Source organism: Pseudomonas sp. LBUM1674, from assembly GCF_059695635.1.
Genome location: NZ_CP166779.1, coordinates 6,433,433 through 6,459,587, shown reverse-complemented (window position 1 = coordinate 6,459,587; position 26,155 = coordinate 6,433,433). Strand labels below are relative to the sequence as shown.

Genomic DNA, 26,155 nt, shown 5'->3' with positions numbered 1-26,155 from the left:
ATGCAGATTTCGGTAAATGAGTTCCTGACACCCCGCCATATTGATGTGCAGGTTGTCAGTCCAACCCGCGCCAAGATCACTCTCGAGCCTCTCGAGCGTGGTTTTGGCCACACCCTGGGCAACGCGCTGCGCCGCATCCTGTTGTCCTCAATGCCCGGCTGTGCAGTAGTCGAGGCCGAGATTGACGGTGTGCTCCACGAGTACAGCGCCATCGAAGGTGTACAGGAAGACGTAATTGAAATCCTGTTGAACCTTAAAGGTCTGGCTATCAAGCTGCACGGCCGTGACGAAGTTACGCTGACCTTGTCGAAGAAGGGTTCGGGGGTGGTTACCGCTGCCGATATTCAGCTGGATCATGATGTCGAGATCGTTAACCCCGATCACGTAATCGCTAACCTGGCGTCTAACGGCGCCTTGAACATGAAGCTCACCGTAGCTCGTGGTCGTGGTTATGAACCGGCAGACTCGCGTCAGAGCGATGAAGACGAAAGCCGCAGCATCGGTCGCTTGCAGCTTGACTCTTCGTTCAGCCCGGTTCGCCGAATCGCATACGTGGTGGAAAACGCCCGTGTCGAGCAGCGTACTAACCTGGACAAGCTGGTTATTGATCTGGAAACCAACGGTACCCTGGATCCTGAAGAGGCTATCCGCCGTGCTGCAACCATCCTGCAACAGCAGTTGGCTGCGTTCGTCGACCTCAAAGGTGACAGTGAGCCAGTGGTTGTTGAGCAGGAAGACGAGATCGATCCGATCCTGCTTCGCCCGGTTGACGATCTGGAACTGACTGTACGTTCGGCTAACTGCCTTAAGGCGGAAAACATCTACTACATCGGTGACCTGATTCAGCGTACCGAAGTAGAGCTGTTGAAGACTCCGAACCTGGGCAAGAAATCCTTGACTGAAATCAAGGACGTTCTGGCCTCCCGCGGTCTGTCCCTCGGCATGCGCCTCGACAACTGGCCGCCTGCAAGTCTTAAGAAGGACGACAAGGCGACTGCCTGATCGTCGTAATCACCGAACGTTGTGTTTGGTAAGGAATGAACCATGCGTCATCGTAAAAGTGGTCGTCACCTGAGCCGCACTAGCTCGCACCGCAAGGCCATGTTTCAAAACATGGCAGTGTCGCTGTTCGAGCACGAGCTGATCAAAACTACACTGCCGAAAGCTAAAGAACTGCGTCGCGTTGCTGAGCCGCTGATCACTTTGGCCAAGACAGACAGCCTGGCTAACCGCCGTCTGGCTTTCGACCGTACTCGTTCGAAAGCTATCGTTGGTAAGCTCTTCAACGACCTGGGCAAGCGTTACGCTACCCGTGAGGGTGGCTACCTGCGCATCCTCAAGTGCGGCTTCCGCACTGGCGACAACGCGCCTATGGCGTACGTCGAGTTGGTTGATCGTCCTGCCGGTGGTGAAGCTGTATCCGCTGAGTAAGACGTCAGTCTGAAACGAAGAACCGGGCCTAGTGCCCGGTTTTTTGTGCGCGCTCGAAAAGCTTTACTGCATTGCTTATTTCTATCGGTTACTAAAGGTTAATGAATTTGTAGGTGCAACGTTCGTGATCGATACTCCCTCTCAGCCGACTAGCCGGCAGTTAATGACTGACAGAGGAAGAGATCGCATGAGCCAAAACAAAACGCTTACGACCGCCAGTGGCGCTCCTGTCGCCGACAACCAGAATTCCCGCTCCGCCGGCCCTCGTGGCCCGCTACTGCTCGACGACTTCCATCTGATCGAGAAGCTCGCCCACTTCAACCGTGAAAACATCCCTGAGCGCCGTGTACACGCCAAAGGCTCGGGTGCTTACGGTACGTTCACCGTAACTCGGGACATCACCGAGTACACCAGCGCCAAACTGTTTGAATCTGTCGGCAAGCAAACTCCAACTTTTTTGCGGTTTTCCACCGTGGGCGGCGAGCGCGGTTCTGCTGACACCGAGCGCGATCCACGTGGTTTCGCACTGAAGTTCTACACCGAAGAAGGTAACTGGGACATCGTCGGCAACAACACGCCAGTGTTCTTCATCCGCGATCCTTTGAAATTCCCGGACTTTATTCACACCCAAAAACGTCTGCCACAAAGCAATCTGAAAAGCGCGCAAATGATGTGGGACTTCTGGTCGCACTCACCTGAGGCGTTGCACCAGGTCACCATTCTGTTCTCGGACCGCGGCATCCCAGATGGCTACCGTCACATGCACGGCTTTGGCAGCCACACCTACAGCCTGATCAACGCCAATGGAGAACGTCACTGGGTGAAATGGCACTACAAGACCAAGCAAGGGATTAAAAACCTGGCGCCAGCAGAAGCGGCACGCCTGGCTGGTACCGATCCGGATTACGCACAGCGTGATCTGTTCGGCGCGATCGAGCGCGGTGATTTCCCGAAATGGCGCGTGTGCATCCAGATCATGACCGAGGCTCAGGCCGCAGCGCACTACGAGAACCCGTTTGATGTGACCAAAACCTGGTCGCAGAAAGAGTTTCCGCTGATCGAAGTGGGCGAGTTGGAGCTTAACCGCAACCCGCAGAACTATTTTGCTGAAGTCGAGCAAGCGGCGTTCGGGCCGAGCAACATGGTCCCGGGTGTCGGTTTGTCGCCTGACCGCATGCTGCAAGGTCGGGTGTTCGCTTACGCCGATGCTCACCGCTACCGCATTGGCACCAACCACCAGCAATTGCCGGTGAACGCGCCTCGCAGCCCGGTAAACAGCTATCAGCGCGACGGTTCGATGGCGTTTGGCAGCAATGGTGGTGCGACACCTAACTACGAGCCGAACAGCTACATCGAATCGCCGAAACAAGCACCTCGCTATGCAGAGCCGGCGCTGGCGCTGAGTGGTGCAGCTGATCGTTACGATCATCGCGAAGATACTGACTACTACAGCCACGCGGGTGCGCTGTTCCGTCTGATGAATGATGAGCAGAAAACCCTATTGATCAACAACATTGCCGGTGCGATGGCCGGGGTCTCCGGTGATGTGGTTGACCGTCAACTACAACACTTCTTCAGGGCCGACCCGGCGTACGGAGAAGCAATCGCAACGGCGTTGGGCGTACAGCTTAACGAAGTCTAAACGAGAAGCAGAACCGCCCTCATTAGGGCGGTTTTTGCGTTATTTAAACCACTTTTCTCAGAATATCTTCGCTTTTATCGCGCAAGCAGAGTGACCAAACAGTCTGCTTGGTTCAAACTACAGACTTTCAAGCAGGGAGATGTAGGGCGATGCAAGGCCACCCAGACGTAATCGATTACCTCAACACGTTGCTGACCGGCGAACTGGCGGCGCGTGATCAATATTTCGTCCATTCGCGGATGTATGAGGACTGGGGTTTCACCAAGCTCTACGAACGTATCAACCACGAGATGGAAGAAGAGGCCGGGCACGCTGATGCCCTGATGCGTCGGATTCTGATGCTCGAAGGCACGCCGCGCATGCGTCCGGACGACCTTGATGTCGGCACTACCGTGCCGGACATGCTCGCCGCTGACCTGCGACTGGAATACAAGGTCCGCGCCGCGCTATGCAAGGGCATCAAGCTCTGCGAGCAGCACAAGGACTATGTCAGCCGCGAGATGCTGCGGGTTCAATTGCATGACACCGAAGAAGACCACACCTACTGGCTTGAAAAGCAGATGGGTCTGATCAAGTTGATCGGTCTCGAGAACTACCTGCAATCCCACGCCTGATTGCACCGATACAAAAAAGCCCCTGTCACCGACAAAGTGACAGGGGCTTTTTCTTGGCCGTGATTCAGGCTTTGTCGCGAGCCAGCAGCGGCTTTAGGTAGAAGCCGGTATGCGATTGTTTCATCTCGGACACTTCCTCCGGTGTACCGACGGCAATGATCTGCCCACCCTTGGAACCACCTTCAGGTCCCAGGTCCACCAACCAGTCAGCGGTCTTGATCACGTCGAGGTTATGCTCGATCACCACCACCGTGTTGCCGTGGTCGCGAAGGCGATGCAATACATCGAGCAGTTGCTGAATATCCGCGAAGTGCAGGCCGGTCGTCGGCTCATCGAGGATGTACAGCGTCTTGCCGGTATCGCGCTTGGACAGTTCACGGGAGAGCTTCACCCGCTGGGCTTCACCACCCGACAGCGTGGTCGCTGATTGCCCGAGCTTGATGTACGACAGGCCGACATCCATCAGCGTCTGAAGCTTGCGCGCCAGGGCCGGAACCGCGTCGAAGAACACCCGCGCTTCCTCGATCGTCATCTCGAGGGTTTCGTGGATGCTCTTGCCCTTGTACTTGATCTCCAGGGTTTCGCGGTTGTAGCGCTTGCTCTTGCAGACGTCGCACGGGACATAGATGTCGGGCAGGAAGTGCATTTCAACCTTGATCAAGCCGTCGCCCTGGCAAGCTTCGCAACGTCCGCCCTTCACGTTGAAGGAGAAACGTCCCGGACCATAACCCCGTGAGCGAGATTCCGGCACGCCGGCGAACAGCTCGCGAATCGGTGTGAACAGCCCGGTGTAGGTGGCAGGGTTGGAGCGCGGCGTACGGCCAATCGGGCTTTGGTCGATGTCGACGACCTTGTCCAGATGCTCCAGGCCCTTGATGCTGTCATGCGCGGCAGCTTCCAGCGTCGTGGCACCGTTGAGAGCCGTAGCGCTCAAGGGAAACAGCGTGTTGTTGATCAGCGTCGACTTGCCGGAACCGGACACGCCGGTCACGCAGGTCAGCAGGCCGATTGGAATGTCCAGATCGACATCGCGCAAGTTGTTGCCACGGGCGCCCTTGAGGGACAGCGACAACTTCTTGTTACGCGGCGTGCGTTTGGCCGGGACTGCAATCTTCACCCGGCCCGACAAGTATTTGCCGGTCAGCGAATCCGGGTGAGCCATCACCTCGGCCGGCGTACCTTCGGCGACGATATGCCCGCCGTGTACACCTGCGCCCGGACCGATATCCACCACGTAGTCAGCCAGGCGAATCGCATCTTCGTCGTGCTCGACCACGATCACCGTGTTGCCGATATCCCGCAGGTGCTTGAGGGTGCCGAGCAGCCGATCGTTGTCCCGCTGGTGCAAACCAATTGACGGTTCATCGAGAATGTACAGAACGCCCACCAGGCCTGCGCCGATCTGGCTGGCCAGACGGATACGCTGGGCTTCACCACCGGACAACGTGTCGGCACTGCGATCCAGCGACAAATAATCCAGGCCAACGTTGACCAGGAACTGCAGTCGCTCGCGAATTTCCTTGAGAATCTTGTCGGCAATTTCACCGCGACGGCCAGTAAGTTTCAGTCCGCCAAAATATTCACAGGCATCGCCAATCGGCAGATTGGTCACTGCCGGCAGCGTTTTCTCACCCACCCAAACATGTCGCGCCTCACGACGCAGCCGGGTACCACGGCAATCCGGGCAAGGCTGGGTGCTGAGGAACTTGGCCAGCTCTTCACGTACCGAGGCGGACTCGGTTTCGCGGTAGCGGCGTTCCAGATTCGGCACGATGCCTTCGAATGGGTGCGAACGTTTGACGATGTCGCCACGGTCGTTCAGGTACTTGAAGTCGACGTTCTGCGAACCGCTGCCGTGCAGGATGAACTTCTGCTGATCGGCCGGCAGTTCGTTGAACGGCACTTCCAGGCTGAACTTGTAGTGCGAAGCCAGCGACCCGAGCATCTGGAAGTAATAGACGTTGCGTCGGTCCCAGCCACGAATCGCGCCTTCCGCGAGCGTCAGTTCGCCATTGACCAATCGCTTGATGTCGAAGAACTGCTTAACGCCCAGGCCATCGCAAGTCGGGCAGGCGCCAGCCGGGTTGTTGAAGGAGAACAGCTTGGGTTCCAGCTCGCTGATGGCATGGCCGCAGATCGGGCAGGCGAAGCGCGCGGAGAAGATGATTTCTTCGCCGGGCTCGTCGTCCATCGGCGCGACCAGGGCGATGCCGTCTGCCAGCTTCAGCGCGGTCTCGAACGACTCGGCCAGGCGCTGTTGCAGATCGGCGCGGACCTTGAAGCGGTCGACTATTACATCAATCGAATGCTTCTTTTGCTTATCCAGCTTCGGCAGCTCATCCAGTTCGCAGATCCTGCCATTGACCCGGGCTCGCACAAAGCCCTGGGCGCGCAGTTCTTCGAAGACCGAAAGGTGTTCGCCTTTACGCTCGCGGATCACCGGGGCCAGCAGCATGAGTTTGCTGCCCTCCGGTTGGGCGAGGACCAGGTCGACCATCTGGCTGACGGTCTGGGCTTCCAGCGGAATGTCGTGATCCGGGCAACGCGGAATACCCACGCGAGCGTAGAGCAGACGCAGGTAGTCGTAGATTTCAGTGATGGTGCCGACCGTCGAACGCGGGTTGTGCGAGGTCGATTTCTGTTCGATGGAAATGGCTGGCGACAAACCTTCGATGGTGTCGACGTCTGGCTTTTCCATCATCGACAGGAACTGCCGGGCGTAGGCCGACAGCGATTCGACGTAGCGGCGCTGGCCTTCGGCGTACAGCGTGTCGAATGCCAAGGAAGATTTGCCGGATCCGGACAGGCCGGTGATAACGATCAGTTTGTCCCGTGGCAGGGTCAGGTCGATGTTCTTCAGGTTGTGGGTTCGGGCCCCACGAATCAGGATCTTGTCCAAAGTGGCCTCGCTTGGCGGGCGTCGAAAACGTAGGAGTATACGGCCAAATACTGGATGGATGCACACTATCAAACGAGCGGATTGTTGCCTTACATGAAGAGTCTGTCAGCGAAGCGCGTCAAAGCGTCGCGATATACCCCGTCAATCGATGGGACTGGTAGAATCGCCGCCGGTTCACATGAGGTTTTTCCATGCACGATCCCCACAGCGAACGCATGAGTGGCAGTGAGACACGCGCAGCAAGCGGTCTGGCCCTGGTGTTCGCGTTCCGTATGCTTGGCATGTTCATGGTGTTGCCGGTACTGGCGACCTATGGCATGGATCTGGCGGGAGCGACCCCGGCCCTCATCGGGCTGGCGATTGGCGCTTACGGCCTGACCCAGGCGATTTTTCAGATTCCTTTCGGTTTCATTTCCGACCGCATCGGCCGCCGACCGGTGATTTACCTGGGACTGATCGTCTTTGCCCTCGGCAGCGTGCTGGCGGCCAATGCCGATTCGATCTGGGGCGTGATCGCCGGACGCATCCTGCAAGGCGCCGGGGCGATTTCAGCGGCGGTGATGGCGCTGTTGTCGGACCTGACTCGCGAACAGCATCGGACGAAAGCCATGGCCATGATCGGCATGACCATCGGTCTGTCGTTCGCTGTCGCCATGGTGGTGGGGCCGTTACTGACGCGCGCCTTCGGTCTGTCCGGGTTGTTCCTGGCCACGGGCGGCATGGCGCTGTTCGGCATCCTGATCGTGATGTTCATGGTGCCGCGCTCCACCGGACCGTTGCAGCATCGCGAGTCCGGCGTCGCGCGTCAGGCGCTGCTGCCGACGCTCAAGCACCCGGACCTGCTGCGCCTGGACCTGGGCATTTTTGTGTTGCACGCGATGTTGATGTCGAGCTTCGTTGCATTGCCCCTGGCCCTGGTCGAAAAAGCCGGGCTGCCCAAGGAGCAGCACTGGTGGGTGTACCTTACCGCGCTACTGATTTCTTTCTTCGCCATGATCCCGTTCATTATCTACGGCGAGAAGAAACGCAAAATGAAACGAGTTTTACTGGGCGCGGTGCTGACGCTGATGCTCACTGAGCTATTCTTCTGGCAGTTCGGCGATAGCTTGCGGGCTCTGGTGATCGGGACGGTGGTGTTCTTCACCGCGTTCAACTTGCTGGAAGCTTCATTGCCATCGCTGATCAGCAAGGTTTCACCGGCGGGCGGCAAGGGCACGGCGATGGGGGTTTATTCCACCAGCCAGTTCCTCGGTTCGGCGTTGGGCGGGATCCTCGGCGGCTGGCTGTACCAGCATGGCGGTTTGTCGGTTGTCTTCCTCGGATGCGCCGGGCTGGCTGCCCTCTGGTTGGCCTTTGCTGTTACCATGCGCGAACCTCCCTACGTCACGAGCCTGCGCTTGCCGCTGTCGCCCGAGGCAATCCGCGAAGCGGGTCTGGTCGAGCGCCTGATGGCCGTCGTAGGGGTAACAGATGCAGTGATAGTCGCGGATGAAGCGGCCATTTACATCAAATTGGACACAGAACTATTGGATCGCACCACCCTCGAGCGTCTGGTGAACAACCCGGCCGCGACAGCGTGCGAAGCCTAGGAGAACGTTATGGCCCGTGGGGTTAACAAAGTCATATTGGTCGGCACTTGCGGCCAGGATCCCGAAGTTCGCTACCTGCCGAACGGTAACGCCGTGACTAACCTAAGTCTGGCGACCAGCGAACAGTGGACCGACAAGCAAACCGGTCAGAAGGTCGAGAAAACCGAATGGCACCGTGTGTCGATGTTCGGCAAGGTTGCGGAAATCGCCGGCGAATACCTGCGTAAAGGCTCGCAGGTCTACATCGAAGGCAAACTGCAGACCCGCGAGTGGGAAAAAGACGGTATCAAGCGTTACACCACTGAAATCGTGGTCGACATGCAAGGCACCATGCAACTGCTGGGCGGCCGTCCGCAGCAGGGCGATCAACAAGGCGGGGGCAATAACTACCAGCAGTCCGCCCCAGCCCCACGCCAACAGGCTCCGCGTCCGCAGCAGTCGGCAGCACCGCAACAGTCGCGTCAGGCTCCGGCTCCACAGCAGGCTGCTCCGCAACCGGCTCCGGATTTCGACAGCTTTGATGACGATATTCCGTTCTGATCCGTAGCTCTTTCAGAACCGTAAACAAAAAAAGCGAAGCCATTAATCTGGCTTCGCTTTTTTGTTGGCGCTGTTAACGGGATAACGCGGTCACATTGGCCCGTGCCGAGTGCAGTTTCTTGTAGCTCTCGATCAACCGCAGGTGCCGGTCGAGCCCCTCCAGTTTCATGCTGGTCGGCGTCAAGCCATGGAAGCGCACGCTGCCGTCCACCGATCCGATCGCTGCATCCATCCGCTCGTTGCCAAACATCCGGCGGAAATTGGCCTCGTAGTCTTCCAATTCCAGGTCTTCGTCCAGCTTCATCTCCAGCACCACGTTGATGGCCTGATAGAACAAGCCACGCTCAACCGTGTTGTCGTTGTACTGCAGGAACATTTCCACCGCTTCTTTCGCCTCTTCATATTGCTGCAAGGCGAGGTAAATCAGCAGCTTCAACTCCAGGATCGTCAGCTGACCCCAGGCGGTATTGTCGTCAAATTCGATGCCGATCAAGGAGGTGATGTCGGTGTAGTCGTCCAGCTCGCTTTCCACCAGGCGCTCAACCAGCGCTTGCAGTTCGTCTTCGTCCAGGCGATGCAGGTTCAGGATATCGGCGCGGAAGAACAGCGCTTTGTTGGTGTTATCCCAGATCAGATCGTCTACCGGATAAATTTCCGAATAGTCCGGCACCAGGATGCGGCAGGCCTTCGCGCCGATATGTTCGTAGACCGCCATGTACACTTGCTTGCCCATGCCTTCGAGAATGCCGAACAAGGTTGCGGCTTCCTCGGCATTCGAGTTTTCACCCTGGCCGGAGAAGTCCCACTCCACGAACTCGTAATCCGACTTTGAGCTGAAGAAGCGCCACGACACCACGCCGCTGGAGTCGATGAAGTGTTCGACGAAGTTATTCGGCTCGGTCACCGCATGGCCTTCAAACGTCGGCTGGGGCAAGTCGTTGAGGCCTTCGAAACTGCGGCCCTGCAGCAATTCGGTCAGGCTGCGTTCCAGCGCCACTTCCAGGCTCGGGTGCGCGCCGAACGAGGCGAACACACCGCCGGTACGCGGGTTCATCAGCGTGACGCACATCACCGGGAATTCACCACCCAGGGAGGCATCTTTCACCAACACGGGGAATCCCTGTTCTTCCAGCGCCTGAATACCGGCCAGTATCCCGGGATACTTCGCCAGCACGTTGGGCGGCACATCCGGCAGGGCAAATTCGCCTTCGATGATTTCGCGTTTTACCGCGCGCTCGAAGATCTCCGACAGGCACTGCACCTGGGCTTCGGCCAGGGTGTTACCGGCACTCATGCCGTTGCTCAGGAACAGGTTTTCCACCAGGTTGGACGGGAAATACACCACCTCGCCATCCGACTGGCGCACGTACGGCAACGAGCAGATGCCACGCTCTTCATTGCCGGAGTTGGTATCGATCAGATGAGAACCACGCAGTTCGCCGTCGCGGTTGTAAATCTTCAGGCAGTACTCGTCGAGAATTTCGGCCGGCAGGGCATCTTTACGGCCAGGCTTGAACCAGCGTTCATCCGGGTAGTGCACAAACGCTGCGTTGGCGATGTCTTCGCCCCAGAACTGATCGTTGTAGAAGAAGTTACAGTTGAGTCGCTCGATAAACTCGCCCAACGCCGACGCCAACGCGCCTTCCTTGGTCGCACCCTTGCCGTTGGTAAAGCACATCGGCGAGTGCGCATCGCGGATATGCAGCGACCACACATTGGGCACGATATTGCGCCACGAGGCGATTTCAATCTTCATGCCCAGGTCCGCCAGAATGGCCGACATATTGGCGATGGTTTGCTCCAGCGGCAGATCCTTGCCCGCAATATAAGTGCCCGCCTCAGAAGCCGAATTAGAAGCAGGCATCAGCAACGCCTGAGCATCGGCGTCGAGATTTTCCACCTCTTCGATCACAAACTCAGGCCCGGCTTGCACCACTTTTTTCACGGTGCAACGGTCGATGGAACGCAGGATGCCCTGGCGGTCCTTGTCGGAAATGTCCGCCGGCAACTCGACCTGGATCTTGAAAATCTGGTTGTAACGATTTTCCGGATCAACAATATTGTTCTGCGACAGGCGGATGTTATCGGTGGGGATATTGCGCGTGCTGCAGTACAACTTCACAAAGTACGCCGCACACAACGCCGACGAAGCCAGGAAGTAGTCGAACGGACCCGGAGCCGAGCCATCGCCCTTGTAGCGGATAGGTTGATCGGCCACCACCGTGAAGTCATCGAACTTGGCTTCAAGTCGAAGGTTGTCGAGAAAGTTGACCTTGATTTCCATGGGGGATTACCAGAATAACGGCTAGACGATTTGGCCGCCATTATCCGGCTTTTCAGCTGTAAGTCTTGTAGTTGTCCGGTCCTGAGCCAGGTTTACACCTGCTTCAGCCTGATGCCCGATGCACGGCACCGGCCTTTTCATGAACGATGAATTGTTCAGTCGAGTATCAGGTGTGGCAGGAAACGGCTCGAATCCTTGGTAATCAAGCTGTTGTCCTCACGCACACCAATCCCCGCGGCCTGATCGCCGATCACCCAGGAGCCGATCAATGTGTAGCTGTCGCCAAACTGCGGCAGTGGCGCAAATTCCTGAAGGATAAACGGCGCGTCTGTGTAGGGTCCGTCCTCTTTCACAATCAGACCCTCGGCAGTTTGCAGCTCGATGTTGGCACCTTCCCGGGAGAAAAACGGCTTGCGCACCCAGCCCTTGGGCACCGCTTTGTTCGAGTCGGTATCCAGGTGGGCGGCGAGCAGATTCGGGTGACCTTTGTGAAACTCCCACAGCAGCGGCAGGATGCCTTTGTTGGAGATGATGGATTTCCAGGCCGGCTCGAAAAACTGCGTGTCGCTCTGGGCAATCGCTGCACCAAAGGGCTCGTGGAAGATGAACTCCCAGGCATGCAGCTTGAACAGGTGGGGAATCCAGCGGTCTTCAAGATCGACGAAGCGTCCGTCACTGGTGAGGCCAATGTCTTCGATGTCGATGTGGCGGGATTCTATGCCGACTTTCTCTGCGATCAGGCGCAGGTAGTCGGTGGTGCCCTTGTCTTCGACCGAGTCTTTCATCGAGGCGAAATAGAAGGGGTGTTTGAGTTGCAGCTGAGCAAAGGCCTGATGCAGTTTGGTGTCGATGCTGTTGAACTGGTCGGCATGCCTGGGCAGCAAACCGCGTTCGATGCATTGCTCCAGCCAGCCCCACTGAAACGCCGCGGCCTCATACAGGCTGGTCGGCGTGTCGTAGTTGAGCTCCAGCAGTTTCGCCGGTCCGATACCCTTATACGAGAAGTCCATGCGCCCATACAGGTGCGGGTGGCCTTCGAGCCATGAAGTCCGAACCATATCGTAGAAGGGTGCAGGAATGCTCAGGCGCTCCAGCAGTTCTTCGCTCTGAACCACGCGGGCCACCAGATCCATGCACATCTCATGGATCTCGGTGGTCGGGTCTTCGAGGTCGTTCTCGATCTGCTTGAGCGTGAACCGGTAATACGCGCTCTCGTCCCAATAGGGTTCGTCGTCGATGGTATGGAACAGAAAGCCAAGACTGTCGGCGGTCTGTTTCCAGTCATGACGCTCTGCACAGAGGATTTTCTTCATGGCACGGTTTCCTTAACTGCTCGACCCGCCAAAACTCTTGCCCGACCCGCCCCAGCCGCTGCGTGCACTGGCCTTGCTGCCGAAACCGCCACGGGAGGTGGACGAGGCAACGGAAACCGGTTTGCTGGCGGAACGAATGGATTCGGCATAGTTGCTGCTGCCGTATCGCGCCTGATTGGATTTGGTAAAGGTCGAGCCCTTGGCAATCCGCTGGCCGAGCGTCGAAGACGAATAACTGCCGCGGTCATCGCGGTAGCGGTACACCGGTTGGGAGTAATAGCTGTTGCGGTTGTTGCTCAGCATATTGCCGATCAGCAGGCCGGTCAGCAGGCTGGTGCCAGAGAATCCCGAACCGCCACTGTTCGCTTCCGAGGCCGGCAATTGAGCCTTGGCAGCGTCCACTTGGGATTGTGTCACCTCGCCATCGGCGGTCAGTTCGAAGCCTCCGAGCTTGGGGATGAACTTGCCGGCGGAGTCCTGCTGGCACCAGTCGGCGATAAAGTCGGCATCGCAATCGGCCTGGTTGTCGTATACCGGCGCAATGCGGCGATGCTCAGCCATGGCGGCCATATAGGCGTCAGAGCAGACGTCCACCGGAAGCTTTTCATCGGCGCATTGCTGAACGGACTGGAAGTTGTACTTCTTCTGCACCGGGTAGGTTTTTTCAGTCGGCCCGCAGCCTGATATCGCCATGGCGACCGACGCTGCCAGTGACAGCTGAACGTACTTGCTTCGTTTCATCGGGAGCTCCGTGCGCAATCAGTTCTGGGAAGGGGTCATGCAGGCGGCGTTCAACATGCCGACGCTGATGGCCACTGCAGCGACATAGATGCCCGCCGCGATTTCGCCTTTTTTGATGCGTTCAGAAGTGCCTTTGAGCACCAGGCTGGTCATCAGGAATGCCAGCAGCTGCACGAACGCGGCGATCACTGCCCAAACGACGAAATCCAGAATGCTGATCGAGTAGGCGATCACATTGCTGGCAGGAATCGCGAAACCAATGATGGCGCCGCCCAGGGCGATCGCGGCCGCCACGTTGCCTGCACGGATCAGTTGGAACTCTTTGTGCGGGGTGATTCGGGTGTAGATGAACTGGAACAGCGCAAACAGCACCGCGGCACCCAGGATGTACAAGACAAACCCGAGCACGGCGGCTTTGTTCAGGGAAATGGAGAGTGCTTCTAGCATGGACTTCTTCCTTTTTTAAAAAATGCTCAGGTCGGTGGTATAGAGCGACATCCCCAGCGAAGTGCTCAGGCTGATGGTGCCCTCGGCGTCTTCTTCGACGGAAAACAGCAGGAACTCCCTGCGCTCGGTCAGGCCGGTTTCGCGGGCATACAACATCGAACGGTGCTCGATGCTGTAGGACTCATCCGGATTGCTCAGGCGTTCGCTCAGCGCCACCAGTTCCGTCTGACCGTTCTCGGTGCCCCATTCGCGGGTGTATTCGACGCCGTTGTGGGTGTAGGTCGGCAGCCCGATCAGGCTTTGAGGGCCGGCCAGCCGACGCAGCTCGGCTTCGCTGCCGATGGTGACGTAACTGAGGTAATTGAACAGGATCACCGACTCGACCTGGCCGGCGATGTCGCCGGTGGTGTGCACTTGCAGCCAGTAGTCTTCGTCGTTCATGTAATAGCGCGACAGCCAGGTCGACTGCCCGAGGTCAATGGTGCCTGCGCTCCAGATCTGTTGGGAGTCCGGGATGACCACCGTGGTTTTTTCGTCGAGCAGCAATCTCAGGGTGCTGTCGAACATCACGCCCTTGCCCATTGCCAGGCCCAGCGGGCCGGTGACCGGCAGGGTTTCGTTGGCTGTCCATTTCGATTCTGTATTCGCTTTCGGGGCCTCAAGCCCCATCAGCTGTTTAAACCATCCCATTGGAGATTTCCTTGAGGCGAGTGGAGGCGAGCCTGGCGCGTTCGAATGCGATTATCGGACGGCATTTAACCTGCTGTTCGACGCAGATAAAAGCACTTTGGCCGCTATGAATCCGGCGAACGCACCAAACAGATGCCCTTCGAAGGAAACGCCCTGACGCGGAAAAAAGCCAAAAACCAGGCCGCCATACAGCAGCGCCACGATACTGGCGATGGTCAGGTTGCCCCAGCTCCGGTGGAACCAGGCGCGAGACAGGAGGTACGCCCACAGCCCGAATACCCAGCCGCTGGCGCCAATGTGCACGCCGGAAAAACCGAACAGCCAGACCAGCGCGCCCCCCAGCAGAATAATGATCGCGCTGACGACTACGAACCGCTTGAGCCCGTCGATCATGACCAGAGTGCCGAGAATCAGAAAGGGAATCAGGTTGGCGCTCAGGTGCGCGAAGGACGCGTGCAAAAAGGGAGAAGTGATGATGCCGCCGAGGCCGTGCAGCGTTCTCGGCACCAGGCCGAGGGCGATGAGGCTGTAGCCGGTCGCCACATTGAACAGCTGCAGCGCAAGCATGAAAATGGCCAGCCCTGCGATTGTCTTGAAACCCTTCAGGGCATCCATCCTTGACCTCGACTCGACGAAAACTGAAACACAATCCATTGTGGGAGCAAGCCTGCTCCGGGCGGCGTTCCGACGAAAGCGGTTTGTCAGGCAACATTGATGTCAACAGACACTCCCTCTTCGCGAGCAGGCTCGATCCCACAGGTTATGCATCCGGTACCTGAGTCGATTACTCCGCCGATTTTTGCTTCAGGCGCTCAAGAATCGCGTTGGCGCTGCCGGTGTCCGGGGTGATGCCGGCTTCGCGCAGTTTGCGCTCCAGGTCGGTGCCGGTGGAGGCATCGGCCAGTTGGTCCTGGGCTTGCAGCTCAGCAGCGCGTTGTTGCTGCTTGGCCTGCAGACGGTTCAGCGTACCGACGGCGGTTTCCAGCTTGCCGTTGGCGCCGCCACTGGCGATCGAAGCACTGACCTGGGCTTTCTGTACGCTTTCGCGCGCCTTGGCCATGTCCACTTGCTGGCGCAGGCTTTTGATGCGGCTTTCGGCCTTGGTGATGTCTTTGCGCATGTTGTCTGCATAACCGCCGAATTCGGTGGCCTGCTTTTGCTCGACCTCCAGTTCGCTGGTCAGGGTCGAAATGGCTTCGGCCACTTCCAATGCCAGGTCTTCGCGGTTGGCCTGAATCGCGGCCATGGCTTTGGATTCCAGGTCCTTGATCTTGGCGTTGTGCTCGCTGACGCGGTCGGCCGACAGTTTGTGCTTGGCCATGATGGTGACCAGCTCGCGCTTGGCGTTGGCCAGGGCGCTGTCAGCATCGCGAATTTCCTGGTCGAGGATGCGCAGCGCCTGTTGGTCGGCGATGGCCTCACCGGCTTCGTTGGCACCGCCACGCAGCGCGGTGAACAATTTGCTCCAGATGGACTGAGTCATTGGATATTCCCGAAAATTAATTGAAGAAACGTTCAAAGGCTTCGCTGGCGCGCTGGACGTTGTCGACGAGGGTTTTGACCTCGGTCACGACGTTGGTCAGGCTCGAGTCGGAGCTCAGCGCGCCGAACATGTTGTAAACGACCTGCCCGTTGGGCATGGATTCGATACCGATCGACGACAGCGGGAACATTTCCCGGCTGCGCAGCACGGCATCATTGAAGGCCGGCACGTCTTTGATCGACTCGACATCAACCAGAACGGTATCCACGATGATCTGATCGCCCACCACTGCGATGTAAATCGGCAAGCCACCGAAGTCGTTCATTGCCAGCTTGATGCTGGACTCGGAGCCTTGAACGAGGGAGAGGGTGATGTCGCTCGAGACCACTTCGTCCAGGGCTTGAAGGGCGCTGTAAAGGCGATCGATGTTCCAGTTGTTACCTGCGCTCATGTAATTCTCCGACATGAATGAGCCAGCCCGAATCGGTTGGCGTAGCTGTTTCTCCATCTGCTTGAGCAGGCTTCGGTTTTCGGGAAGCACCCAAGTCTCGTGTTTCACATAACCGGCGGCACCCAGGCCCGCGCGCATCTGCTTCATGTAAAAACTCGACGGTTTTTTCGCGGAGGGTTTCGAGCGCTCTCCCTTTCGGCTCGCTGAATCCGTTACAGACCCGTCAGGCGGATCTGATGGAGAGCTGCTTTTCATGGTGCTGACCTCGTTGTGAACACTCACGCGTCAAAACACTACAGGCAATTTTTGCAGCCCTCAACAACTCACGCGTGAGATTTTATGACAGGCATGCGGCGCATAAAAAAGGCCAGCAACGTGCGAGCGCTACTGGCCTTTTGGTTTTGAGGGCGTTTTAGTCGCTGGCCGCCAGGAACTCGTCGGTGGACACCACGCTGGCATAGGCAAAGCCCAGGGCCGACATGAAGGCCGCGTGCACGTGGGCTGCCGGAACGGTAAGACCGTTGAACTCCAGATCGCGGGAGGCACAGGCGTCGTGAATCACCGTGACGGTGTAACCCATGTCGGCCGCGGCGCGGGTGATGCCGTCAACGCACATGTGGCTCATGCTGCCGACCACTACCAGCGCCTCGATGTCTTGCTCGTCGAGGATCGATTTGAGTTCGGTTTCGCGGAACGAATTGACGAAGTGCTTGAGCACGACCGGCTCGTCGGCGCGGTTGAGGACTTTGGGGTGCAGCTTCGCGCCTTCGGAGCCGGGCGTGAAGAACGGCGCGTCGTCGGAGGTGAATTCGTGGCGGATGTGTACCACCGGGTCACCGGCGTCACGGAAGGCTTTGATCAAGCGTACAGCGTTGTCCGCCGCGGCATCGGCGCCGACCAGCGGCCACTTGCCTTGGGGGAAGTAGTCATTCTGGATATCGACTACGATGAGTGCTTGTCGGGTCATGACTGTTTCCTTTGAAGTGTGTGTGGGTGTGGAATGGAGTATCGGGTCTGGCAGGCCGTGCGAGGATTGGCCGCACCGACAATAGAAGGGGGAAAACTGACAATGGACGCAGAAAGGGCAATCGTCGAACTGGGTGTGCTGATCTATCCCGGCGCTCAGATGGCGGCGGTGCACGGGCTGACGGACTTGTTCGCCGTGGCGAACCGGATTGCCGCCGAGCACCAGAGTGCGCGGTTGCCGCAGCTGCGGGTCAGCCATTGGCAGGTCGATGGCGAGCAGGTGCCCGAGCGGGTCTATGACAGCCATCCCGTCCTGGACAGCGCATTGGTTGCGGTGTTGATACCCCCATCGATCGCCGGTTTTTCCGAAGACCAGGCACCACAGGCGTTGATTCGTTGGCTTCGTCAGCAACATGCCAATGGCGCGATCCTGGGCGGCGTCTGCGTGGGCTCGATTCTGTTGGCCGAAAGCGGCCTGCTCGATGGTCGCAGCGCCACCACCCACTGGACCTCGGCCAAGACTTTCGCCGAGCGTTATCCGGCGATCAGACTCAAGGCCGATACGCCCATCGTCGATGACGGCGATTTGATTACGACTGCTGGCTTGATGGCCTGGTCCGAACTGGGTTTGCGTCTTGTAGACCGTCTGCTCGGGCCGAGCATCGCCACCAGCACCGCGCGTTTCCTGGTGGTGGAACACAGCGACAGCGCGAGCGAGTGCGGCAGCAATTTTTCACCGATTCTCAGTCATGGCGATGCGTCGATACTCAAGGTTCAGCATTGGCTGCAAAGCACTGGCGCGACCGATGTGTCGCTGACGGCGATGGCCGAGCGGGGAGGGCTGGAAGAGCGCACCTTCCTGCGCCGATTTCGCGCGGCGACGGGCTTGAAACCCACCGAGTACTGCCAGCATCTGCGGGTCGGCAAGGCTCGGGAAATGCTTGAGTTCACCAACGGCACTATCGATCACATCGCCTGGACCGTCGGGTATCAGGATCCAGGTGCGTTTCGGGCGATGTTCAAAAAGATTACCGGGTTGGCGCCGAGTGATTACCGGGCGCGGTTTGGGGTGTCTCCGACTGCAGCAACTCGGTAAGAGCATCACCCCAAATCCCTTGTGGGAGCGAGCTTGCTCGCGATAGCGGTCTGTCAGGCAGCATCAATATTGAATGTTATGGCCCCATCGCGAGCAAGCTCGCTCCCACAGTTTGAGTCGTGCAGAATGCAGGAGATGAAACCAATGTCGTGCAGAATCAAACAGGCTAAATGCCATCAATCTTCCCACAACTACCTGATTTAAAAACCGTTTCGTGCCAGTCGTCCTTGGCCTGATCTCTGCACCCCCTCCAATTACATTCATCAAGCGCCAATTGAAGGGGGATGCATGACCCCAGCAACCCGCAAGAAACTGGTGGTCGCCCATTCGGTGCGCCCCGACGCTCCACTGCACGAAGTCGAAACCAATCGCGCGCTGGCCCGGTGGCTGGCGCAAATTCTCGGGCTTAAATTCGGTGGCAGTTACGACCCTGAATTACACCGCGGCCATGACCTTTATCTGTTACCGACCCAGACCCTGGTAGGCGCTGCGGCCGCCCTACAGTTGGGCGTGAAAGGGCCGGATGATTTGTGGGGTGGTTACGTCGACCATGACTTCATCTGCACCAAAGCCATCAGCCATGGGTTGCGCAACAAAAATGCTCACGCCCCGCAAGGGTGGTCGTCGCTGTTTTCCGAGCGCGTGCGCAGTGTTGTGCTTGATGGCCTCAGTGTTTTTTCCCTGGACGATGCGCGTCCTGCGGCAGAACACCTGCTCTACACCGGTCCGATTCGCCTCAAGCCGATCCATGCCTGCGCCGGACGCGGTCAGGAAGTGATCAAGAGCCTCGACCAGTTCGACGCGATTCTTGCCAGGCCCGATGCCGAAACGCTGTTCACCGAAGGCGTGGTGCTGGAGCAGGATCTGGACAATGTCGTCACCCACAGCGTCGGCCAGAGCTTCATCGGCGACAGGGTGTTGAGTTACTGCGGTGATCAATACTTGACCAAAGACGGTCAAGGCGAGCAGGTTTATGGAGGCTCCAATCTGCTCGTGGTGCAGGGTTATTATGACGACTTGCTTGAGTTGGCACTGCCTGACGATGTGCGGCTGGCGATCCAGCAAGCGCAGGTCTTCGACAGCGCCGCGGATGAATCTTATCCAGGTTTCTACGCCTCGCGGCGCAACTACGACATTGCCCAGGGACTGGACAGTAACGGCAAGCGGCGCAGTGGCGTGCTCGAACAATCCTGGCGCATGGGTGGTGCCAGCAGTGCCGAAGTGGCGGCTTTGCAGAGCTTCGTCAACGATCCGGGGATGCGTGCGATTCGCGTGTCGTCGGTGGAAACGTACATCGATCAGCCCCTGCCCGCGGACGCCATCGAGGTCTACCGGGGGCCGGCGCAGAACAGTGATTTTCTACTCAAGTACGTAACGGTTAAATCCTATGACGGCTAGAAGCGAAACCATTCAGATCGACATCGACGATGAGCAGATGACCGGGACCTTCCTCAGCCCCAAGTCAAAAGTCCCGGGCGTGCTGTTCGTGCACGGTTGGGGCGGCAGCCAGGAGCGGGACCTTGAACGGGCAAAAGGCATTGCCGGCCTGGGGTGTGTGTGCCTGACGTTCGACTTGCGCGGGCACACCGGGGGCACCGGTATTCCGCTGACACGGGTGACGCGTGAGGACAACCTGCGCGACCTGCTGGCGGCTTATGACCGGTTGCTTGCCCATCCAGCGCTCGATACCTCGGCGATTGCCGTGGTCGGCACCAGTTATGGTGGTTATCTGGCGTCGATCCTGACGTCGTTGCGCCCGGTGCGCTGGTTGGCGCTGCGAGTGCCGGCGCTGTATCGCGACGATCAATGGAACACACCCAAGCGTGACCTGGACAAGCCCGACCTGCGTGACTACCGCAGCACGCTGGTTCGCGCCGACAGCAATCGAGCGTTGCATGCCTGTTCGCAATTTACCGGGGATGTGCTGCTGGTCGAGTCCGAAACCGATGACTATGTGCCACACGCCACCATCATGAGTTACCGGGCGGCCTGTCAACAGACGCATTCGCTGACACACCGGATTATCGACGGATCGGATCACGCCTTGAGCGACCCGGTTTCGCAACAGGCGTATACCTCGATCCTGGTGGACTGGATTACAGAGATGGTGGTGGGTGAGCGGTTGAGCATTATTCAATCCAGTTGACCGGGTGGTGTTCTTTGCGATCAATCGCGAGCAAGCTCGCTCCCACAGTGATTTGTGTCGATCTCAGGATCTTTGACCAGCACCGATCAACTGTGGGAGCGAGTTTGCTCGCGATGACGGCATCCGTCTCGCCACAACGCTCAAGAAGGTTTCTTTGAGATCCGCAGCGACTTGGCCTTGGCCTCCACCACCAGATACATCACCACCGTAATCAACAGCGGCAAGATGAAATAGATCGCCCGATAAGCCAGCAATCCTGCCACCAGACTCCCCCGTGAAGCCTCATGTTGCAGCAGCGCGACGAAAACCGCCTCCAACACCCCAAGCCCGGCAGGAATATGCGTGATCACTCCGGCGATCGCGCTGATCAACAGCACCCCAAGCACCAGCGGATAGTCCAGTTTGCTCGGCAACAGGGTGAAAATCACGGCAGCCATCAGCGACCAGTTCAGCGCGCCGAGGGCCAGTTGCAAGATCGCCATGCGCAGGGACGGCAGATTGATTTCCACCCCGCGGATCGACCATTCCCGGCGCCGGGAAAACTGACAGGCCACCAGGTATCCCGCGCTCACTATCAGCAACAACACGCCCACACCTTGCAACGCACCGGTGCTCAGCTTCCAGCCTGGCGGCATCCGCACCAAGCCGCTGGTGAACACCGCGCCGGCAATGACCATGTAGCCGAACCAGTTGGTCGCCAGACTCAGGCCGAGGATCTTCGCGATGTTGCTTTTGCTCACCCCGAGTCGCGAATACAGGCGATAACGCATGGCGATGCCGCCGACCCAGGCGCTCAAGTTGAGGTTGAAGGCGTAGCTGATAATCCCCACCGGCAGAATCTGCTTCCAGGTCAGGTCCTGGCGGATATAGGTCCGCCCGATCAGGTCGAAGCAGGCGTAAACCAGAAAGCTCACCAGGGTCAGCCCGGAGGCGATGATCAGCGTGCGCACCTTGAAATCAGTGAGGTTGTTGAACACTTCATCCCATTCGATGCGCTGGGCGAGCATCGTGAACAGTACGATCAGCGCCAGGAAAAACAGCATCGTCAGCGGTTTTTTCCAGCGGCTCCAGCGCGACTTGTGCGGGTGGTCGGCGTGTGTCGCCGGTTGTGTTTCAGAGTGGCTCATCAGGTGTCACTCCGGGCGGTGTGGGTAAAATGTTTCAGGCGCGGCTTGTGTGCCGGCAGCCAACCGGCCCAAGCCGGGAAGTGCCGCAGGAAGTGAAACACCAGAAAACCGACGGTCATGTGCCACACTCGTCCGCGGGGTGACTTGTCCACGGACATGGCCTTGCAATGGTTGTTGCTCAGGTCCTCGAGGCGTTGAGACAGTTCGCGGTTGAAGGCGCGATCGCGGATCAACACATTGGCCTCCAGATTCATGGACAGGCTCAACGGATCGAGGTTGCTCGAACCCACGGTGCTCCAGTCCTCATCCACCAGCGCGACTTTGCCGTGCAGCGGCCGGTCGCAATATTCATAAATCTGTACGCCTGACTTGAGCAGGTAGTCATAGGTCATGCGCGCCGCGAGTTTAGCCACCATCATGTCCGGCTGACCTTGCAGAATCAGTCGCACCTCGACACCACGCCGGGCCGCGTTGCGGATCTCGCGCAGCAGGCGATAACCCGGAAAGAAGTAGGCATTGGCGATCACCACGCGACGCTGGGCACTGCGTAGCACCTGCAGGTAAACCTCTTCGATATCGGTCGTATGTTCGCCATTGTCGCGGTACACCAGGCGCACCTGACCGTCGTGATCGGTGAAGGCCAGCTCCTGGCGCCGCTGCCGGCGACGTTGCCACCAGTATTTGGCCCGGGCCGGACGGCCGCTTTGCAGCAGGGCGAAGTGGTGGATGTCGGTCACTGCCGGCCCTTGCACTTCCACCGAATAATCCTGTTTGGCCTCGGGGCCGAAGTCGGCCAGATGGTCGGCGGAAAAGTTGATCCCGCCGATGAACGCGACCGTGCCGTCCACGACCACTATCTTGCGATGCAGGCGGCGGAACCAGTTGGTGCGAATGCCGAAGTGCTTGGGCGCAGGGTCGAATATCTGGATACGCACGCCGGCCTCGCTCAACGCCGCGAGAAAGGCGGTGCTCAGTTCGCCGCAGCCAAAACCATCGAGACTGGCGGTGACCCGCACGCCGCGTTTAGCGGCATCGATCAGCACTTGCTGCAGCTCATCGCCGACCTTGTCCTCGAACACGATGAAGGTTTCCAGGAGGATTTCGCTCTTGGCCTGGCGCATGACCTCGAACACCCGGGGAAAGTACGCTTCGCCGTTTTCCAGCAGTACCACGCGATTATTGCCCTGCCAACCGTATTCGATGTCGAGTATGCCGGGCTCACGGACGGGCGGGGTGGTGGACAGGTGTTCCACGCTGGTTTTTTCCATCGAAGGACTGCTCATAGCTCGATCTCCACCGACAGCGGTGCGTGATCGGAAAGGTGGGACCAGGGACGCGCCGCCAGCACTTGCGGACGGCTGGCCTTGAGGTTGCGCACGTAGATGCGGTCCAGGCGCAACGCCGGCAGACGTGCCGGGAAACTGCGCGCCGGTTTGCCGTGGTGTTCGGCGAACACTTCTCGCAGACCACAGGGCTTGAGCAGCGCGTCGGCGCGCTGGCGCCAGTCATTGAAGTCACCGGCGACTACCACCGGGGCATCGGCCGGCAACTCTGCAAGACGGCTGATCAATAGCTTGAGCTGTTCATTACGGTGGCTTTCGCGCAGGCCCAGATGGACGCAAATGGCATGCACTTCCTGGCCGTCGCCGGGCAGGCGCAGCACGCAGTGCAGGATGCCCCGGTTCTCATGACCGCTGATGGACACGTCGAGATTGTCATGGCGAATGATCTGGAATTTCGACAGCAGCGCATTGCCGTGATCGCCCGCCGGGTAGACCGCGTTGCGTCCATAGGCGAACTGCGGCCACAGGGTGTCGGCGAGGAATTCGTACTGCGGCATCTGCGGCCAGTCGCTGTAACGCGCCGGATGATGCTCGTGGGTGCCGTGAACTTCCTGCAAAAACACCACGTCGGCAGACACGCTACGCACCGCTTCGCGCAATTCCGGAAGGATGAAGCGCCGGTTCAAGGCGGTGAACCCCTTGTGGGTGTTGACCGTCAGCACGGTGAAACGGCGTACCGAGGCAATCGTTTGTGGCTGATCATCTGAGGGGCTGAGCTGCTCGGAAGTATTCATGGCAACACTCCTTCGGCGGCAGGCTCGCCGGGGGCAGTGGCGAGGTTTTTGTCGAGATGCAAGCGCTGCAGAAGGCTACGTGCATCGAAGGGCGCGCGGACTTTGATGTCATTGTCGAAATAGCAGAACACCTCGCGGGATTTGCGCACCTTGGGCTTTTGCTTTGGCGCGATCAATTGCGGGTCGCCGGGTTGCTTGCCGTGGTGCCAGGCCTCGATGCGGTCGCCCCAGCGTTTCAGCGCTTGTGGCGTGTAGCCGCTGGCGTAAAGTGCCTCGGCACCGTGCAGGCGCAGGTAGACGAAGTCGCTGGTGATGTCTTCGCGGTATGGCCATTTACCCGCGGTATCGGCGATGACCAAGGCGGTGTTGTAGCGTTTCAGCAGACGGACGAAAGCCGGGTCGATAAAGCTTTCATGACGAATTTCTACGGCATGGCGCAAAGGCTTTTTCTTGTAAGCCTTCATGCTGGCGTGACCCTGCACGTGCGAATCATGCTGATGGGCGAAGGTGGCGGCCTGTTCGGTGTCGTGCGGCAATTGTTGCAAAAAGGTTTCGAACAGTTCGGCATTGAATTTGAAGTTGGGCGGGAATTGCCAGAGGATCGGACCGAGTTTGTCCTTGAGTTCCAGCACCCCGGAGGCGAAGAAGTTCGCCAGGGGTGTGTGGATGTCACGCAAACGTTTGATGTGAGTGATGAAACGTGGGGCTTTGACGCTGAACACGAACTCCGTCGGAGTTTCGGCGTACCACTGCGCGTAACGTTCGGGACGTTGCAGAGCGTAGAACGATCCATTGATTTCGATACTGTTGACGGCCCGCGACGCGAATTGCAATTCGCGCTTCTGGGCCAGGCCCTTCGGGTAGAAATCCCCCCGCCAGGGGGTGTACCGCCAACCTGAAATACCAATGTGAATCGCCGCCATGTCGCCTCCCGTCTAATGGTCCTCGGACTGCCCCTGTCTTTTGATGACTGCGGGGTGAGCGATAAAGTTCGACGGAATTACGGACGGTACAGACTCTGAAGAACACCAACGCTCTAAGTGGGAGCGAGCTTGCTCGCGATAGCGGTCCATCAGTCACATCCCTGTTGAATGTGCCGCCATCATCGCGAGCAAGCTCGCTCCCACAGGGGTTGATCAGTGGCCGGTGACTACGCGGGTGGCGCCTTCAGCGGGTTGCACATACACCGGACCGAGGCGATCAAGACGACCACTCCACGCAGTCAGCGCCAGCGCCACCAGCACCACCAGCCCGCCAATCCACGCGGTATGGATCAAGCCCAGATGAGCGACGATCAATCCACCGCCCCAGGCGCCACCGGCAATGCCGAGGTTGAACGCTGCGATGTTCAGACCGGAAGCCACGTCCACTGCATTCGGGGTGTGGTGTTCGGCCTGACGCACTACATAAACCTGCAGGCCCGGCACGTTACCGAACGCGACTGCTCCCCAGACCAGCACGGTAGCCAGGGCCAGCCATGGGTTGCCAGCGGTAAAGGTCAGTACGAACAGCACCGCGGCGAGCAGGGCGAAAATGATTTTCAGGGCACTGATCGGGCCACGTTTGTCCGCCAGTTTGCCGCCCCAGATATTACCGACCGCCACCGAAATGCCGTAAACCAGCAACACCAGGCTGACGGTGCCGGCGCTGAAGCCGGAAATGTCCTGAAGAATCGGGGCCAGGAAGGTAAACGCGATGAACGATCCGCCGTAGCCGACCGCGGTCATGGCGTACACCAGCAGCAAGCGTGGTTGCTTGAGTACCTGCAATTGCTCCAGCAGCGAGGCCGGTTTGCTGTGGGTGATGTTCTTCGGCACATAGAGCAGGCTGCCGATAAAGGCGATCACACCCAACGCGGACACGGCGAGGAAGGTTTCACGCCAGCCGAAATGCTGGCCGATGAATGTCCCCAGCGGCACGCCAGTGACGAGCGCCACGGTCAGGCCGGTGAACATGATGGCGATAGCGCTGGCGGCTTTTTCCTTTGGCACCAGGCTGGTGGCGATGGTCGAACCGATCGAGAAAAACACCCCATGGGCCAGACCGGTGACGATCCGCGCAATGATCAGCGATTCGTAGCTCGGTGCTTGCCACGCCAGCAGGTTGCCGAGGGTGAACAGCACCATCAGCGACAACAGCAGCAATTTGCGCGGGACTTTACCGGTGAGGGCAGTCAATACCGGGGCGCCGATGGCGACACCCAGGGCATAGAGGCTGACCAGCAGCCCGGCGGACGGCAGGCTGACGCCGAGATCGGCGCCTATAGTGGGTAACAAGCCAACGATGACGAACTCGGTCGTCCCGATGGCGAAGGCGCTGAGGGTCAGCGCGAGCAAGGCAATGGGCATGGCTGCAACTCCGGTGGATTTGTTTGATGGAGCGCAGTGTCGGGGTTTCGGTTGTGCGGAAAAATAGAGGGATGGGCATTTGATATTTGAGCTGTGCGCAAAGATCGCCCCAACGGGATCACCGGTCCCTTATAGGCGCTGGCTTGGGGATGCGCTGGCTTGTGTAGGAGCTGGCTTGCCAGCGAAGGCGGTCTCAACTACACCACAACACTCAAGGGCCTCATCGCCAGCAAGCCGGCTCCTACAATGCGGTGTGTGAACTTGACCGCCA

Annotated in this window: 24 protein-coding genes; 9 read left to right on the top strand and 15 right to left on the bottom strand. The window is 58.7% G+C overall.

What is annotated here, in order from left to right; all coding sequences use genetic code 11:
• From ACA067_RS29615 to bfr, 4 genes are all read left to right on the top strand, one after another.
• On the top strand, window positions 1-1,002 hold the full coding sequence (locus ACA067_RS29615) for a DNA-directed RNA polymerase subunit alpha (protein ID WP_003186012.1): 1,002 nt from the start codon (window positions 1-3) through the stop codon (window positions 1,000-1,002).
• Window positions 1,003-1,044: 42 nt separating this feature from the next.
• The gene (rplQ, locus tag ACA067_RS29610) at window positions 1,045-1,431 is read left to right on the top strand and encodes a 50S ribosomal protein L17 (RefSeq protein WP_008145500.1); all 387 of its coding nucleotides are present in this window, start codon (window positions 1,045-1,047) and stop codon (window positions 1,429-1,431) included.
• A gap of 187 nt (window positions 1,432-1,618) precedes the next feature.
• Complete coding sequence (locus ACA067_RS29605; RefSeq protein ID WP_497459678.1) at window positions 1,619-3,073, top strand: catalase; 1,455 nt, start codon at window positions 1,619-1,621, stop codon at window positions 3,071-3,073.
• Between the two features lie 149 nt (window positions 3,074-3,222).
• Window positions 3,223-3,687, top strand: a complete 465-nt coding sequence (gene bfr, locus ACA067_RS29600; RefSeq protein ID WP_007943775.1) for a bacterioferritin — start codon at window positions 3,223-3,225, stop codon at window positions 3,685-3,687.
• A 64-nt stretch (window positions 3,688-3,751) separates the two neighbouring features.
• Here bfr and uvrA read toward each other — a convergent pair whose 3' ends face one another.
• Complete coding sequence (uvrA, locus tag ACA067_RS29595) at window positions 3,752-6,586, bottom strand: excinuclease ABC subunit UvrA (RefSeq protein ID WP_497459677.1); 2,835 nt, start codon at window positions 6,584-6,586, stop codon at window positions 3,752-3,754.
• A gap of 191 nt (window positions 6,587-6,777) precedes the next feature.
• Between uvrA and ACA067_RS29590 the strand changes: the two genes are divergently transcribed.
• Together ACA067_RS29590 and ACA067_RS29585 are read left to right on the top strand one after the other, a co-directional pair.
• Window positions 6,778-8,175 carry an MFS transporter gene (locus ACA067_RS29590; protein WP_497459676.1) on the top strand — a complete coding sequence of 466 codons (1,398 nt, stop codon included), beginning with the start codon at window positions 6,778-6,780 and terminating at the stop codon, window positions 8,173-8,175.
• A 9-nt stretch (window positions 8,176-8,184) separates the two neighbouring features.
• Window positions 8,185-8,715 carry a single-stranded DNA-binding protein gene (locus ACA067_RS29585; protein ID WP_008145505.1) on the top strand — a complete coding sequence of 177 codons (531 nt, stop codon included), beginning with the start codon at window positions 8,185-8,187 and terminating at the stop codon, window positions 8,713-8,715.
• A 73-nt stretch (window positions 8,716-8,788) separates the two neighbouring features.
• Here the strand turns inward: ACA067_RS29585 and ACA067_RS29580 are convergent, their stop codons facing one another.
• The 9 genes from ACA067_RS29580 to ACA067_RS29540 form a co-directional block, all read right to left on the bottom strand.
• Window positions 8,789-10,999 (bottom strand): OsmC domain/YcaO domain-containing protein, encoded by a 2,211-nt coding sequence (locus ACA067_RS29580; RefSeq protein ID WP_497459675.1) that lies wholly within the window; start codon window positions 10,997-10,999, stop codon window positions 8,789-8,791.
• A gap of 155 nt (window positions 11,000-11,154) precedes the next feature.
• On the bottom strand, window positions 11,155-12,312 hold the full coding sequence (locus ACA067_RS29575) for a glutathionylspermidine synthase family protein (protein WP_497459674.1): 1,158 nt from the start codon (window positions 12,310-12,312) through the stop codon (window positions 11,155-11,157).
• 12 nt (window positions 12,313-12,324) lie between these two features.
• Window positions 12,325-13,053, bottom strand: coding sequence for a DUF1190 domain-containing protein (locus ACA067_RS29570; protein WP_497459673.1), 729 nt, complete (start codon window positions 13,051-13,053; stop codon window positions 12,325-12,327).
• Between the two features lie 18 nt (window positions 13,054-13,071).
• Complete coding sequence (locus tag ACA067_RS29565) at window positions 13,072-13,500, bottom strand: DUF350 domain-containing protein (RefSeq protein WP_497459672.1); 429 nt, start codon at window positions 13,498-13,500, stop codon at window positions 13,072-13,074.
• Window positions 13,501-13,515: 15 nt separating this feature from the next.
• Window positions 13,516-14,190 carry a DUF2491 family protein gene (locus ACA067_RS29560; protein ID WP_497459671.1) on the bottom strand — a complete coding sequence of 225 codons (675 nt, stop codon included), beginning with the start codon at window positions 14,188-14,190 and terminating at the stop codon, window positions 13,516-13,518.
• Window positions 14,191-14,241: 51 nt separating this feature from the next.
• Window positions 14,242-14,805, bottom strand: a complete 564-nt coding sequence (locus tag ACA067_RS29555; protein ID WP_497459670.1) for a rhomboid family intramembrane serine protease — start codon at window positions 14,803-14,805, stop codon at window positions 14,242-14,244.
• Between the two features lie 169 nt (window positions 14,806-14,974).
• Window positions 14,975-15,673, bottom strand: coding sequence for a PspA/IM30 family protein (locus ACA067_RS29550; RefSeq protein ID WP_497459669.1), 699 nt, complete (start codon window positions 15,671-15,673; stop codon window positions 14,975-14,977).
• Window positions 15,674-15,689: 16 nt separating this feature from the next.
• Window positions 15,690-16,271 (bottom strand): YjfI family protein, encoded by a 582-nt coding sequence (locus ACA067_RS29545; RefSeq protein ID WP_497459668.1) that lies wholly within the window; start codon window positions 16,269-16,271, stop codon window positions 15,690-15,692.
• A 265-nt stretch (window positions 16,272-16,536) separates the two neighbouring features.
• Window positions 16,537-17,091 (bottom strand): cysteine hydrolase family protein, encoded by a 555-nt coding sequence (locus tag ACA067_RS29540; protein ID WP_497459667.1) that lies wholly within the window; start codon window positions 17,089-17,091, stop codon window positions 16,537-16,539.
• A 102-nt stretch (window positions 17,092-17,193) separates the two neighbouring features.
• On the opposite strand from ACA067_RS29540, the gene ACA067_RS29535 reads away from it, so the two are divergent.
• The 3 genes from ACA067_RS29535 (at window position 17,194) to ACA067_RS29525 (ending at window position 20,332) form a co-directional block, all read left to right on the top strand.
• A complete protein-coding gene (locus ACA067_RS29535; RefSeq protein ID WP_497459666.1) occupies window positions 17,194-18,186 on the top strand; it encodes a GlxA family transcriptional regulator in 993 nt (330 codons plus the stop codon).
• A 288-nt stretch (window positions 18,187-18,474) separates the two neighbouring features.
• Entirely contained in the window at window positions 18,475-19,584 is a 1,110-nt protein-coding gene (locus ACA067_RS29530; RefSeq protein ID WP_497459665.1) for a DUF3182 family protein, read from the top strand.
• Entirely contained in the window at window positions 19,574-20,332 is a 759-nt protein-coding gene (locus ACA067_RS29525) for an alpha/beta hydrolase family protein (RefSeq protein WP_497459664.1), read from the top strand. Before ACA067_RS29530 ends, ACA067_RS29525 begins: the two co-directional genes overlap by 11 nt.
• A gap of 140 nt (window positions 20,333-20,472) precedes the next feature.
• Here the strand turns inward: ACA067_RS29525 and ACA067_RS29520 are convergent, their stop codons facing one another.
• The 5 genes from ACA067_RS29520 to ACA067_RS29500 all read right to left on the bottom strand — a co-directional run bounded on the left by ACA067_RS29520 (window position 20,473) and on the right by ACA067_RS29500 (window position 25,884).
• Window positions 20,473-21,459: a lysylphosphatidylglycerol synthase domain-containing protein gene (locus ACA067_RS29520; RefSeq protein ID WP_497459663.1), complete on the bottom strand. Its 987-nt coding sequence runs from the start codon at window positions 21,457-21,459 to the stop codon at window positions 20,473-20,475.
• Window positions 21,459-22,742: a cardiolipin synthase ClsB gene (gene clsB / locus ACA067_RS29515; protein ID WP_497459662.1), complete on the bottom strand. Its 1,284-nt coding sequence runs from the start codon at window positions 22,740-22,742 to the stop codon at window positions 21,459-21,461. Before clsB ends, ACA067_RS29520 begins: the two co-directional genes overlap by 1 nt.
• On the bottom strand, window positions 22,739-23,536 hold the full coding sequence (locus tag ACA067_RS29510) for an endonuclease/exonuclease/phosphatase family protein (RefSeq protein ID WP_497459661.1): 798 nt from the start codon (window positions 23,534-23,536) through the stop codon (window positions 22,739-22,741). Before ACA067_RS29510 ends, clsB begins: the two co-directional genes overlap by 4 nt.
• Window positions 23,533-24,459, bottom strand: a complete 927-nt coding sequence (locus tag ACA067_RS29505; protein WP_497459660.1) for a DUF72 domain-containing protein — start codon at window positions 24,457-24,459, stop codon at window positions 23,533-23,535. Before ACA067_RS29505 ends, ACA067_RS29510 begins: the two co-directional genes overlap by 4 nt.
• 213 nt (window positions 24,460-24,672) lie before the next feature.
• Window positions 24,673-25,884 carry an MFS transporter gene (locus ACA067_RS29500; protein ID WP_497459659.1) on the bottom strand — a complete coding sequence of 404 codons (1,212 nt, stop codon included), beginning with the start codon at window positions 25,882-25,884 and terminating at the stop codon, window positions 24,673-24,675.
• Window positions 25,885-26,155 lie beyond the last annotated feature (271 nt).